The sequence below is a fragment of the Coprococcus sp. TM115-187 genome, from assembly GCF_027679115.1.
Lineage (GTDB): Bacteria > Bacillota > Clostridia > Lachnospirales > Lachnospiraceae > Allocoprococcus > Allocoprococcus comes.
The window spans coordinates 152,075-166,419 of the sequence record NZ_JAQEKS010000003.1; the positions used below are offsets into that span (position 1 = coordinate 152,075).

At 42.6% G+C, this 14,345-nt stretch carries 10 protein-coding genes and 1 pseudogene; 2 read left to right on the top strand and 9 right to left on the bottom strand.

Annotation, left to right across the window (positions count from 1 at the left end; translation table 11 throughout):
• Positions 1 to 67: 67 nt before the first annotated feature.
• Together PGW42_RS03830 and PGW42_RS03835 are read right to left on the bottom strand one after the other, a co-directional pair.
• Positions 68 to 868: a GTP pyrophosphokinase gene (locus PGW42_RS03830; protein ID WP_270203021.1), complete on the bottom strand. Its 801-nt coding sequence runs from the start codon at positions 866 to 868 to the stop codon at positions 68 to 70.
• The gene (locus tag PGW42_RS03835) at positions 858 to 3,641 is read right to left on the bottom strand and encodes a translation factor GTPase family protein (RefSeq protein ID WP_270203022.1); all 2,784 of its coding nucleotides are present in this window, start codon (positions 3,639 to 3,641) and stop codon (positions 858 to 860) included. The genes PGW42_RS03830 and PGW42_RS03835 overlap by 11 nt, the downstream gene beginning before the upstream one ends.
• Positions 3,642 to 3,808: 167 nt before the next feature.
• Here PGW42_RS03835 and PGW42_RS03840 point away from each other — a divergent pair, with 167 nt between their 5' ends.
• Complete coding sequence (locus tag PGW42_RS03840; protein ID WP_270203023.1) at positions 3,809 to 5,464, top strand: DUF885 family protein; 1,656 nt, start codon at positions 3,809 to 3,811, stop codon at positions 5,462 to 5,464.
• Between the two features lie 360 nt (positions 5,465 to 5,824).
• Here the strand turns inward: PGW42_RS03840 and PGW42_RS03845 are convergent, their stop codons facing one another.
• The 7 genes and pseudogenes from PGW42_RS03845 to PGW42_RS16225 all read right to left on the bottom strand — a co-directional run.
• On the bottom strand, positions 5,825 to 6,442 hold the full coding sequence (locus PGW42_RS03845) for a DUF4317 family protein (protein WP_270203024.1): 618 nt from the start codon (positions 6,440 to 6,442) through the stop codon (positions 5,825 to 5,827).
• Positions 6,443 to 6,538: 96 nt separating this feature from the next.
• On the bottom strand, positions 6,539 to 7,555 hold the full coding sequence (locus PGW42_RS03850) for a M20/M25/M40 family metallo-hydrolase (protein ID WP_270203025.1): 1,017 nt from the start codon (positions 7,553 to 7,555) through the stop codon (positions 6,539 to 6,541).
• A 21-nt stretch (positions 7,556 to 7,576) separates the two neighbouring features.
• A complete protein-coding gene (locus tag PGW42_RS03855; protein ID WP_270203026.1) occupies positions 7,577 to 8,776 on the bottom strand; it encodes a MalY/PatB family protein in 1,200 nt (399 codons plus the stop codon).
• A gap of 3 nt (positions 8,777 to 8,779) precedes the next feature.
• Entirely contained in the window at positions 8,780 to 9,625 is an 846-nt protein-coding gene (locus PGW42_RS03860) for a carbohydrate ABC transporter permease (RefSeq protein ID WP_055155463.1), read from the bottom strand.
• The gene (locus PGW42_RS03865) at positions 9,626 to 10,540 is read right to left on the bottom strand and encodes a carbohydrate ABC transporter permease (RefSeq protein WP_055155464.1); all 915 of its coding nucleotides are present in this window, start codon (positions 10,538 to 10,540) and stop codon (positions 9,626 to 9,628) included.
• Between the two features lie 109 nt (positions 10,541 to 10,649).
• Complete coding sequence (locus tag PGW42_RS03870; RefSeq protein ID WP_195255909.1) at positions 10,650 to 12,008, bottom strand: ABC transporter substrate-binding protein; 1,359 nt, start codon at positions 12,006 to 12,008, stop codon at positions 10,650 to 10,652.
• Positions 12,009 to 12,301: 293 nt separating this feature from the next.
• Positions 12,302 to 12,418 (bottom strand): annotated as a pseudogene (locus tag PGW42_RS16225) (AraC family transcriptional regulator); the annotation flags it as partial.
• Positions 12,419 to 12,633: 215 nt separating this feature from the next.
• Between PGW42_RS16225 and PGW42_RS03875 the strand changes: the two are divergent.
• On the top strand, positions 12,634 to 14,079 hold the full coding sequence (locus PGW42_RS03875; protein WP_270203027.1) for a ParB/RepB/Spo0J family partition protein: 1,446 nt from the start codon (positions 12,634 to 12,636) through the stop codon (positions 14,077 to 14,079).
• Positions 14,080 to 14,345 lie beyond the last annotated feature (266 nt).

A 14,345-nucleotide genomic window follows, 5' to 3' on the forward strand; every position in this document is an offset into this window, starting at 1 on the left:
CAAACAAATTTTACAATACTTTATTTCCTTTTGTTTTAAACGTCTTTTGCTTTTTATTTTTAATTTTTTATAAGAAATCCTTTATTTTTTTATCCGGTTCTTCTTCTCTGAGTTTTTTCATCTTTCTGAAATACGAACTCATCTCATCTGCCACTCCCGAAAGCCTGTTCAGCAGTCCGGAAAACTCCGTCAGCATCTCATCATCCTTGTAATACGGATACACAATATCATGATCAATCTCGCTCCATCCTTCTTCAAAAAGCGTTCTGCCCTGGATTTCCAGATAGTATCCGTGATACTTGATGATATAATGCAGTGAACGGTAATACCCGCCTGTCCGCACTTCAATCTGCGTACTGTCATAAATCCTCGTATCTCCGGAACGCTTGTATACTTTTGGACGTTCTGCGATATAGCAGTGCTCCGGATCCTCATCAAAATCCCGCAGCCTGTCCTCTACATAATTGTTCGGATTATTTTCAAACATCGAAGTGATGAACTTATGAAAATGGATCCAGTCCTCCCGGTAAAGGAAGAAAACCCTGATACCAATCAAATCTGTGATGTATTTGTGGTAATTCGATTTGTTGATATGTTCAAATTTTGCATAATTTTCTTTCCGCTTCCGGATAATCTTTTCCAGAAGGTGCATTGGATTCTTGGTTCTGTAACGGTAGGAATGGATTCCTGCCCGCTCAATATCATAAATATATTCATCTACAAATTCTTTTCCCAGATGACGGAACAATTTCGTTTTTGACATATAATCTTCATAGATCTCTGTCAGCTCCTCCCAGGAAATCCGGGCAGCCGTAAGGTCATCCTCTGTCAGATTACAGGTTTTCAGAAATTCCTCTTTATTGATCATTTGCTTTCTCACCCAATTCTTTCCGGCCCATGCGGACCTCTTCCATATGACCGGCAAGCTCTCTGTCCATATGATCGAACAGATAATTTTTCGCACTCTCTTTGTGAAGCTCCCATTCTTCCTGAATCTGCCGGTTCACGATCTTCACCTCTTCCAGGAACTCCCGGGAAGATATGATCGTACCTCCCTGTCCCTGTGTGATCACCTGTTCCACACCATCTGATGTAACTACCGTCACATGATACTTTCTTCCGACTTCATGTATTACCTTTTCAATGTACATATCCGCCGTCTCAGCTTCTTTTGTATACACAACATGAATGTTGTGGTATTTGAAGATTTCCATTGCTTCGCCTTCAACCTTGTAGGCATCAAATACCAGGATCAGAGGATAGTTCTTGAACCCCTGATAATTGCAAAGCACATCCATCAGTTTATTTCTTGCTGCTTCAATATTCTCTTTTGCCAGTTCTTTCAGATCATCCCATGCGAAAATAACATTATAACCATCTACCAGCAAATATTCCTGTACGCCTTCTTCATCTTTCTTTGCTTTTGGCGTTTTCCCTGCAGTCACAGTCTTTGGAAGACGATCGGCTTTTCTCTCTACCCGTCCGTAAGTCCGGATAAAAATCTCTTCCAGTTCCCTGTCTTCTCTGGCATTACGCGCATAATGCCTGCCGCCTCTGGCTGCTGCTTCTGCTGATCCGCTTTTCTCCTTGCGTAAATTTACCGGTACAGTCTCATCCAGACTTTTTTCTGTCTCTCCTGCCAGCCTTTTCCGCTCTTCCAGGATCTTCGGAAGCTGTGCCTCAATATGCATATGTTCCGGCACTTCCTGCCACGGTACATTATATCCTGCTCCATGAGCACAGAATACAGAGCCCGTCGGATTCTCCACATCCCGCTCCGGATCGTAACCAATCGCCTCTACAACCTCGTCCTGGTTATGGCATGGAAAATATCCCTTCAGCGTACAGAACAATTTTCCTCTTCCTCTGCTGTATGTGGTTACTTCTCTCTGATAATCCTGCATTTCAGACACCGGTGCACTTCCGGTGACAACAGCCATATCATCTTCCGTCTCCGGTCCGTCAAATTCTCCATTCATCCGCTGAATATCCGTAAGTGCACGGCCTGTCATCTCTGACGGAATTTCCAGACGAAATGCATAATACGGTTCAAGCAGTACATTCTCTGCCTGCATCAGTCCCTGGCGGATCGCACGGTACACAGCCTGGCGGAAATCTCCGCCCTCTGTATGCTTCAGATGTGCACGTCCACTGGCAAGTGTGATCTTCACATCAGTAAGCACCGATCCCGTCAGAACGCCCCGATGCTCTCTTTCCAGCACATGCGTCAGGATCAGTCGCTGCCAGTTCTTGTCCAGCACATCCTCACTGCAGATCGTATCGATCGAGATTCCACTTCCCGGCTCTCCCGGTTCCAGTATCAGATGCACTTCTGCATAATGACGCAGCGGCTCAAAATGCCCTACTCCTTCAACTGTATTTTTAATCGTTTCTTTGTAAACAATATTCCCACTTCCAAAAGAAATATCCACGTCAAACCGTTCTTTTACAAGACTTTGCAGAATCTCCGTCTGCACTTCGCCCATCAGCTGGACCTGAATCTCTCCTGCCTCTTCATTCCAGACTACACGGAGCATCGGATCTTCTTCCTCCAGTTGTCTGAAATTCTGCAGCATCCGGTGGATATCACAGCCTTCCGGCAGCTCCACCCGGTAATTCAGAACCGGCTCCAGTATCGGTGCCGAAGAACTTTGCTGCATCCCAAGCCCCTGTCCCGGATAAGTCCGGGTAAGTCCTGTCACAGCACAGATACAGCCTTTTTCTGCTTCCTGCACCATCTCGTACTTGTCCCCGGAATAAATCCGGATCTGGTTGACTTTCTCCTGCAAAAGTTCTTCCTCTGCCATATATTCCAGGATCTCTTTGACCTTCAGTACTCCGTTTGTGATCTTCATATGTGTCAGGCGGCTGCCCTGTGAATCTCTGGATATCTTATATACCTTCGCTCCAAAAGCTTCTTCAGCATGCGTCCCGCTTACCGGTCCGTCCATGTATTTTTCCAGTCCGTCCAGTAATTCCTGCACACCTTCCAGCTTCAGTGCAGAACCGAAATAGCATGGAAATACCTTTCGTTCCCGGATCAGCGTCTGAATCTGACCTGTCGTGATCTTTCCATTTTCCAGATAGCTTTCCATTACCGTCTCATCGCACATAGACAGCTCTTCCAGAAATTCTTCACCCGCTTCTGTAAAGTCCACACACTCTCCGCTGAGCTTCCGCTTTAATTCAGCAAGTCTGTCCTGTCTGTTCGTACCGTCCTGATCCATCTTATTTATGAAAATAAAGGTCGGAACCTGATACCTTGCAAGAAGATTCCACAGGGTTCGTGTATGTCCCTGCACACCGTCCGCTCCGCTGACAACCAGGATTGCATAATCAAGAACCTGCAGGGTACGCTCCATTTCTGCTGAAAAGTCCACATGCCCCGGTGTATCAAGAAGAGTCACCTGCTTGTCTCCAAGCGCAAAATTCGCCTGCTTGGAAAAAATGGTAATCCCCCGGCTTCTCTCCAGCGTATACGTGTCCAGAAATGCATCTCCATGGTCAACTCTTCCAAGCTTCCTGATCTGACCGGTAAGATAAAGGATTCCTTCCGAAAGCGTCGTCTTTCCGGCATCCACATGCGCCAGGATCCCGACAGATATATATTGTTTTGGCTTATTTTCAGATGTTGCTGCCATCGAAAAAATGCCCCTTTCTGCTCATAATAATCTCTTGATTATCATATCACAGAAAGGGGCATAAGTCGACACGCGAATCTTTTTATCTGTCCTGCTTTTCATTTGACATTTTCTGCGGTAAGATACAATTAGAACAAATTTCTAAAAAAGGAGAGTGCCATTTACTCATGAAAAATACTGACTTAACCAATACTTACCGCGAACTTGACAGAGAACTTGCCATTTTGCATGACCAACTCGAAAGCCACCGTTCTTTTGAAAATATCCTTTTTCTCCCGACTCCCGAAAAGATCAGATCGGTCCGCGAAAAATGGAACGATTTAAAAACACAGGTTGAAAACCTGGATACACCTGACAATGTCTATCGTCTGGTGAAGCATCATCTGAATGACTTCCTGGATTCTCTTAAATTTACTATCGAAGAAAAAGAACACAATCCGGAAGCACCTCTCCTGGATTTTGTCTATTATCTTCAGGAAATCGCTCGCTGTGACCGGCGTTCTAATGAAGTACGTCTCGATGTCCTGACCAGAAAATTACAGGCATTTCATGAAAATCAGGATTTGATCCTTAATCTGATCCACACACAATACGGAGAAAATGAAGCTTCCCTTTCTTCTGCCTTTGCCCGCGCAAGGCTGGATATGCAGCGCGACCTGAAACTGTTAAATGAATATTTCCCGGATTTCACAGAAGAACAGATTGCGTCTTTATCACAGTCCTTCCGGATTTTTATCGATCAGCTTCAGGAAATGGCAGATTTACTCGGTTCAGACTGCCAGTCTGACTCTGAAGAATTATTAAAGGATGATCTCTCAAAGACCATCAAGATGGATCCGGAAGCTTACCGCAGCCTTCTGAAAAACCGTCTTGGTGTATCTCTCGACGAACTGCTTGCATGGCATAAAGAAGAAATTGAAAAGACCCGTGCTGAAGTATTCGAAATCGCCTCCAAATTAGAGCTTCCGGAAGGAACTCCGAAGACAATGAAAGAAGTCAGCGATGTGCTTTTCCGTTATGCCGGTCCTTGTGACAGTGCCGAGGAAATGTATACACGTGCCAGAAATTATCTGAAACGTACCCGTGCTGTCGCTCATGAATATGTACGTCTTCCGGAAGATGAAACCTGTCTGTGCGTTCCTCTTCCGCCTTGCTATAAGGATTCTTACCCTTGGGGCGGTTATGAGGGTGGTGATTTCCGTGTCAAACCGCTCCGCGGCCAGATGTTCCTGAATCAGTATAATTATCAGAACATTACCGATGGCTGGATCAAGATGAATACCATGCACGAAACTTATCCGGGACATCATGTCCAGTTTATCCGTGCAGCGCTCGATCCAACACCGGAAACTGTAAAAATAGGAGCAAAAAGTGTACCTCTGGAAGAGGGAACATGTATTCGGACTGAACGCGCATTTACCTTTATCTTTGCAGAAGACCCGTTCTTCCCTCTGTTCGTTGCATTCCGCCGTCATCATGCCTCTGTCCGTATCCTGGTTGATCTGCAGCTGTATTATTTTGGAGCGACACTGGAAGATGCTGTAAAAATCTACGAAGAAGAGCTTGGCTTTGACCGCGTAACTGCCCGCGCCCAGGTACAGGCACACCAGAATGCGCCGGGATATTTCACCTGCTATTATTATGGAATGAAGAAAATCTGCGACTGGGAAAAAGAGTATGGATATACGAAATGGGATTATACGGAACTGCTGTTCTCAGCCGGGAGGATCAGTATGGAAAGCCTGGAGATGCTGGTTAAGATGACCAAAGAAGAGCAGGGACGTTTCTTTACGGAGTTCCGGAGCTTGCTGATGGATGAATAGGGTTTAGGTTGTTGAAGGGATACGAAAAAACGGATAAATAAATGGATCGGGTCTGCTTCCCACGCACTGGGCATTCCGATGAGCCTCTGAAAGCGTATATTGTGTCAGCAATGGCTTCCACAATATACTGAGTCTCATCTCCATAGTGCTCAAGGGAATCTGACCCGATCCATTTATTTATCCGTTTTTTCTGGTACTCCTGCAACTTGAAAATTTTCCCTTATGGAACATCAGCTCGCTGCGCATGGCTAATGGTAATTTGTTTGTCTAGGGTTTTAACCATATTCATAAATTTGAGTATAATGATTTGTTTTAGTTTTTAAAAATTTGTATCTTTAAAATATTTCCAACAACACATTATTATAAAGATATAAGTCTACCAAGTTCTTCACGTTTCTTTTCAGTTATGCCATAGATATTTATGTGATTCAGGTCACCGCTGCGGTCTGTAAAGGTGGGGAAGAGGAAGCCGGATGTTGGGGATCCGGGTTCGTATTCGCCGACAAGGGGACAGATGGCGCAGATGAGGTAAGAGAACATCTCTTCGGATTCTCCGAGGCGTTCTTTGTCGGTGGCTTTGGCTGGGATATCGTAGTTATCATGGAAAACATAGATCGCATAAGGGGTGGTGATCCGGATGTTTTCCATGATGATATCATAAAGAGTATCCATCAGGGCATCGTTTTTGAGTTCACAGTCTCTGAGCGCCATCAAAAGCTGCCACATACTTCCGGCTTTCTGATTTTCCGGCTGGATCTCGTATTTTTTCAGTTTTGTGTTTGTCTCTGCAAATGGAATCGTTTTGGCGATTGCGAGATTTTTTGTTTTTTCTGACGGAGAGAGTTTGAGGAAGTTGATGTTAAAGCTTCCGTCAAAATCTCCGTCTGCATCTACATAACAGCCTGCTATTCTTGTGAATGATGTTCTTGCAGGCGTCATCCGCCGCGTCAATTCCAGCATATCTTCTCGGTTGATCATTTGTCATTCTCCTTATGCAAAATTTACTTTTTCTTCAAATATACTACAAAAAGCCTTCTCTCTGCAAATCTACTCTGCAAAGCAAAGGCTTTCCTTCTACTTAAAACTGCATAAAAACTCTGCGATAAGTTCTATACATCCTTCTACATCCTTCATATCCGCAACCTCACCTGGATTATGCATATTCCGAAGTGGTATCCCTGTAAAAACCACTGGAACACCTTTATTAGAAAAATGAATTTGATCCGCATCTGTAAAACTTCTTGAACTTGCCGCTTCTCTCTGAATACCAATACCTGCTCTTTGAGCACATTCCACCATCTTTTCATTAAGCTGTTTAGTTGCTATTGGACTATTGCAAAGTGCTGGACCATTTCCCAGAACAATATCTCCTGAAACGGCTGCATTTGGGAATCTACTATAGTCTGTACAATTTGTAACATCAACAACTACTGCAAGTGCCGGATCAATCTGCGCACTACACCAAAATGCACCATTTTTCGTTGTTTCTTCCCCCACTGTGGCAGCAGCATAAACACCTGTGCTACAGCCTTTTTCTCTTGCACGTTTAAAAGCCTCCATGATAACAAATACCCCAATTCTGTCATCCATTGCTCTCGCTGTTATTCGATTATGTAACAACTTTCTGATTCCAGAATCCAGTACAACTGTGTCTCCTAAAGAGACATGCTGTAGCGCATCTTCCTTTGATACTGCGCCGATGTCTATCAATAAGTCTGCTACTTTTACCGTTTCCTTTTTCAATAATTCTCTGCTACATTCTACAACACCGTACACGATGCCTTTCTTTGTGCAGATTTGGACTTTTTGACCCGGATAATTATGTGTCATTATTCCACCGCGTTCAATTGCCTGAATTCTTCCTTCTTCTGTAATTCTTGTTACTACAAGGCCAATCTCATCTGCATGTGCAGAAAGCATGATTCTGACAGGGCTTTCCGGATTTAATACACAAATCACATCTCCTATTTCATCGGTTCTTATTTCATCTGCGTATTGTTCCATATATTCCCTTAAAACACGCTGCCCGTTTTCTTCACTTCCAGATACGGAAATCTGATTTAATAAATTCTCCAAAAATTCTATATTCATTTTCTTCTCCATACCAAAACATTATCTTCCTTGCACAATTTCATCATAATGAGCTTTCACTCTGTGCAAAGCTTTCTCCAGATACTCTCTGGAAGTTGCAATATTCACACGAATAAATTCCTCGGTATGCTTTCCATACCGATCACCCATATATACTGATACTTTAGCTTTTTCAATGAAGAATTGCTCTAAAGCTTTTGGACTGATTCCTAATTTACTCGTTTTAATCCATGCCATGTACGTCCCTTCTGAAGGAATTACTTCAAATTCTGGCATATGTTTTTGCAAATACTTAGCAAGAAAATTATAATTTCCTTCCAGATAAAAGTTTACCTGTTCCAGCCAGTCATCGCATTCTGTATAAGCTGCTTCCATAATGCCCGCAGCAAAAATATTCGGATTATGAAGCCCCCATCGGTCAATTGTTTCTTTTACTTTTTCGCGGATTCTTGTATCCGGAATAATCATATTCGATAAAATTACTCCCGGTACATTAAAGGTTTTTGTAATCGAATTGCATACGATCAATCGTTCTTTCAATTCTGTTCTTATCTTTAACGTAGAAACAAATTCTTTGCCTTTCTTTAAAAAATCTGCATGAATCTCATCAGCTACCAACATTAAATTATAATCCTTACAGATTGATGCAATTTCATCAAGCTCTCCTTTGTTCCATACACGCCCGGTTGGATTATGTGGATTGCACAGCAACATAAGACTTGTATGGATTCCTTTTTTCAGATTATCGTCCAATGCTTCTCTTAACTGTTTAAAATCCATTCGATATCTTCCATTTTCTAATACTAATGAGCTTTCAATCATCTTCCGATCATATTTTTCAATTGCATTTTGCAAGGCAGTGTATGCCGGTGTATGCAGTACGATTCCATCTCCAGGATTGGTAAATGTCTCTACCACCATATTCAGAGCCATATTGATCCGCGGTGAAAAAACAACCCATTCTGGATCTATTTTTTCATGATATCTGCGTAGCATCCACTGACATACCAAATCTTGATAATTGTCCGGTAAAATCGTATACCCAAATACACCTTTTTTTACAATTTTCTGCATCGCATTTAAAATAGGTTCCGGGGAACGATAATCCATATCTGCCACACCAAGATGCATGACATCACTTCCAAATAATGCATCCATTTCATCAAATTTTGCACTGTTTGTATGGCGTCTGTCAATGATTTCATCAAAATTATATTCCATATCCTATCCCTTTACTGCACCTGACATTGAACTTTCCAAAATTTTCTTTGAGCAGAACATAAACAAAAGCAATATCGGCACTACTGAAAGTGTAACGCCAAGATATACTACTCCATAATCTGTTTTGTATACTCCCTGCATCTGCTGTACCAGAATCGGTAATGTAAACTTTTCTTGTGAGAACAGCAATATAGATGGCTGTACATAAGAGTTCCAACAACCAACAAATGTAAAAATAGCCTGTGTAGCTACTCCCGGAATAATTACTGGGAAAATAATTTTATTAAATATTTTAAACTCATTGCAACCATCAATACGTGCACTTTCAAGCAATTCATTTGGAACATATGCATCAATATACTGGCGAATCCAATATACCATAACTGGTGTGGCAAAACTCGGCATTAAAATAGCAATGTAATTATCTAACAATCTCAAATTATTCATTTCCTGGAAGTAACCAATAATTCCGAGCTGTCCAGGAAGCATCATTGTTGCAAGGACGATCCAGAATAAAACTTTATTCCCTTTGAATTTGTATTTTGCAAAACCATAGGCGGTAAGTGCTCCAATATAAGTAGAAATTGCCGTATATATCACGGAGATAACAACACTGTTTGCAAGACCTCTCCAAATATTTACATTATCTTGAAGCCGATGATAATTATCGAGCAAATGTTTTCCTGGAATCATCTGAAAACTGGTTGCTAAAGCGGCATTATCATGAGTACATCCAATAATCATATTATAAAATGGTACTATACTGATAATGGCAAGAAAAATTAAAAATATGTACGTTAAGGTGCGATAAAGTTTACCATGACCTTCTTTTTTACTTTGCATACTCATTTAATACTGCTCCTTCTTTCCTGTTGTATATTTCATGAAAATAATTGAAAATACAATAATAATTACAAATAATCCATATGAAATTGCTGCACCATATCCATAATCTAAATTTGTAAATGCGATATTATACATATACATTACCATGGTTAATAATGAAGCTTTTGTTCCTCCCATTGCACCACCAAAAGTATACGGTAAATCGAAAATCTGAAGACCACCAATAATTGATGTAACAAATGCAAACGTCATGATTGGACGCATAAGCGGTAGTACAATCTTAAAAAATGTCTGTACTTTTGAAGCTCCATCCACTTCAGCAGCTTCAAAAAGTTCATATGGAATTCCTCGAATACCCGCTGTAAAAATAATGGTATAATATCCAAAATACTGCCAAAATAACACCAATGCAACAATGAGCTGTGACAGTAAAGGGCTTCCCTTCCAGTTAATCGGATCCTTAATAATATGTAATGTCATCAGAACCTGATTCACACTACCTGCTTTCCAATCGAATAACAAGCTAAAAAGTACACCAAGTGAAACAGCTGTTACAAGATTCGGAAAATAGAATACTGTTTTAAAGAAATTACTTCCACGTAATTTCTTCTGATTCAGTAAAAACGCAAGCACCAAACCAAATACCATCTGTGGAATCATTGCTAAAAGTGCAATAAAAATTGTGTTTCCGATAGATTTTATAAACATTTGATCCTGAAGTAACCTCTGATAATTCGCCAATCCTATAAACTGCTGTTCCCCAAATCCATCCCAGGACATAAAACTTAACTTAAATGTATATAAAATTGGATATAAGGTAAATGTTAAAAAAACGATAAAATATGGTGCAATAAAAAAATATCCTGCATTATCTTTATTTATTTTGTTTCTTTTCCGCTTTCCGCTTACTGCAGCCACTTTTTGTAGCCCTCCTTTTCTATTTAAAAAGCTGCTCCAGGGAAGGTACTCCTCCGAGTACTTCACTGAAGCAGCTTCCTTTATCTGACATCCATACTCATTTTATGGACTAATCAATTTCGATTTCCGGATAAATATTCTTCATATCTTCTTTGAATCCTTGTACTGCCTCTTCCGGTGTAATCTGTCCTGTCGCAATAAGATCCATCTGTGCGCCTGCACTTGTCCAAGCCTGACGGTCATATTTTGTCATTGGATCACCTTTAACTTCTTTCGCTGTTTCATAGAAGTCTGCGAAATACTGCTGATCGCCAGTTACAATATCTGTATGACCTTCTTCGATACATTTTTCGATTGCCGGAATATATCCCGGGAAATCTCCCCATGTATTAGCAAGTCCATTTACAAGATAATCTACATTAGATGTCATAGTTTTAATCCATGCCCATGCTGCATCTTTATTTTTAGATTTTGAGTACATTCCATACCATGTACCACCATTCTGATAAGGAATTGGTGCCTGCATGTATCCCCATGTGTTAGCTGCCTTGTCCATTTCATCATCCGGAATTCCTGGTTTAATACAGAAATTAAGTCCCCATGTCGGTAAGCATGTAAGAATAAACATATCTTTTGAGTACATTCCTGATGTCCATCCTGCTGACCACATATCTGCTTCTGCATCTACTTTGTTTGAAACAACTGTTTCCATCATTTTGTACATTTCAAGCATATAGTCGTCACTGATAATATGGTTGTTATCATCTACCCATGGCTGACCTTTGTAAGAAGCATACAGCTGTAATACCGATTCAACATCATCTAATAATGCGATCTTTCCATCGGATTTTTCGTAAACCTGTTTTCCTACTTCTACGATTTTATCCCAGTCAGATAACATTGCAGCTAATTCATCCGGATCATCTGTTCCAAGATATTCTTTAGCAAGAGCTTTCTTATACCAGAATCCTCCTGGTGTTGACTGCCATGAAAGACCTCTGATATCACCTTCCTTATCTCTTGAAAGCTCATCTACATATGGAATCATATCTTTTGAAATATCTTCTGCACCATATTTTTCTTGGCTTAAATTCTCAAGCATATCTGTTTCTTTATATACACCAAGATCCGAAATCTCAAATGTTGCCACGTCTGGTGCATTTGTTCCTGTACGGAATGCATTCTGAAGTTTTGTTCTGTACTCTTTGGATGGCATAACTGTTACTTTTACCTTCACACCAGGAACAATTTTGTTGAACTCTTCAACATAAAAGTTCATCTCTTCCTGACTCAGATTTGTCCAAACCTCGATTTCACCTTCCGTCTTTGTAACGTCTTCTGTAATCTTCTGATCATCCGATTTCTTGGAACTATCAGATGTTTTCTGCCCACTGTTGCCCCCACAACCTGTGAGCAAGGTTGCTGCGCCTAATGTCACAGCAAGAATTCTCGCTAATCTCTTTTTCATTTTCTTTCCTCCTACTCATATGAGTTTGTTTCTTGTTATTTTGAATTATAACAATCTTCATATCTTGTTTCTACCACTATCTTAACCTCACAATGTCACATTCTTGTCATTTTCTACTATTTTCTGGTTTTTTTGATATATTTTTAGTGCATTTTTGATTTTTTGTATTGCTTTTATTTTTATAAAACCATCTAATTGTATATTTTTTTTGATTTACACAATCTTTTTTATGCACATTTCCGCATTTGACAATTCAACGGGTCTCACAAAAAAATTTTGTAAGGCCCGTTGATCTATTGCTTCATTCTTTTTCTATATTCACTTGGAAGAATATCATTTTTCTTTTTAAATGCTTTTGCAAATGCTTTACTATTTGCAAAACCATTATTAATAGCAATATCACCAAGCATATGATTACTTCCTATTAGGAACACTGTAAATACAAGGCTTTTCGGAGCCTACAAACCAGAAAAAATAATATTTGATCTATCACATTACGCAAAAAGCCGTCCGGCATGAAAAACGGGCGGCTTTTTTGCGTGGATAGACGGAAAGGAGGCACAAAAATAACTACAAAATTTTAGCGCTCAAATTTGTGCAACTTTAACGAAAAGGAGGATCGTAAATGGCCGATGAAAAACTGAATACTGGCCTTGCGGAGAATATTTCCCCGGAGGCCGCCGAGCCTATCTCCACACCCGAACAGGCCGCAGCATCTGAACCCCAGCAGGAACAGACCGGGCCTGCCATACCTGAGCCCGGCGATGTGGTTGTGTCCTTTGACAAAATCAATGAGCTTATGGCGGAAAAGAGGCAGAACGCCCGCGCCGAAGTCGAAAAGGCGGAAACCCCCGAAACGCCAGAGGCGGCAGCCCCCGGAGAAACACCGCAGCCCGCCAATACGGAGGAACCGAAAAAGCCGCGCCGTGGCCGTCCGCCGAAAGCGGAAAAGGCTGCGACTGAAAATCATAAAGCGGAGAAATCGGCTGGGGCCCGCAAGGGCCGCCCACCCAAGGCGGATAAGGCGGCCCCTGACAAGCCCAAGCCGTCCAAACGAGACAAAGTGTCCCGAAGTGACGGAAAGGCCCCGGATGCCAAGGAGCCCGTAAAGTCCACACAGGATACGGCACCGAAGGAAGCTGCTGTGGAACAGACGGCTCCCGAGCCGACCACACCTCCCCGCCCGGTTGAGGAAGGCAAGCTGGTTTATCTGAAACTTTCCGAGGTTCATCCGTTTCACACATTCCGTCCGCACCCCTTTAAGGTACGGGACGATGCAAAGATGCAGGAAATCGTTGCTTCTATCCGCGTAAACGGTGTAATGGTTCCCGGTCTTGCCCGCCCGGAGAAAGACGGAAACGGCTACGAAATTGTAGCGGGCCATCGCCGCACCCACGGTAGCGAGCTGGCCGGGTTGGATGAAATGCCCTTTATCGTCCGTGAAATGACCGACCACGAAGCGGTTCAGGCCATGAAGGACAGCAACAAGCAACGTGACGGGATGCTCCCCAGCGAATTGGCCGCGCTGCTGGAACTCGAGGTTGAGGACATCAAGCATCAGGGCGGGCGGCTGAAAGGTGTTGCGGAAGGCGATGTCGGGAAACGCTCAGTTGAGATTGTAGGCGAGGCGCATGAAATGAACTATAAAAAGGTCATGCGCTACTTGCGGCTCAACTCCCTTGTGCCGGAGCTTCTGGATAAGGTAGACGATAAAAAGATGGGCTTCATGCCTGCCGTGGAGCTTTCCTACATCAAACCGAAAAATCAGAGGCTTATTGCTGTTTCCATTGACGGGGAGCAGGCTTCGCCCTCGCTGGCCCAGGCTAAACGGCTCCGGGAGCTGGATAAGGAAGGCAAGCTTAACGGCGATGTCATTGACGGTATCTTATCAGAACAGAAAAAGGAGGATCGAGGCGTGATTATTTCTACTGCGGAACTGGAAAAGTATTTTGGCAAGGAGGTCACTCCCGCCAAAATGAAAGAACAGATTATGTCCCTGCTGGATGACTGGAAAGAAAAACAGCCGCCGGAGCTGGCAAAAGCCCCGAAAAAGCAGGAACTTGACAAGTAACAACTTCGAGACACTTTGTCCCGAGGGCCCCGCCCTCGCGCAGAGGCTCTGGTGGTATATATCCCCCGTCGCCGCCTGTTTTTTAGTACAGCCGGGAGTGGGCCGTCAAGGGTGCAGCGCACCGCCGTTTTCGGCGGCTCGCCCTTGACGGTCTGCCCCGGCTGTGCTATTTCCCCGGCAAGCGGCGGGGGTATATCCTTCAGAGCCGCCCCCTTTCCCAAGACTGGGAAAGGGCGTGGGGTTTGGGTTGAACTTTCTTATTAAAA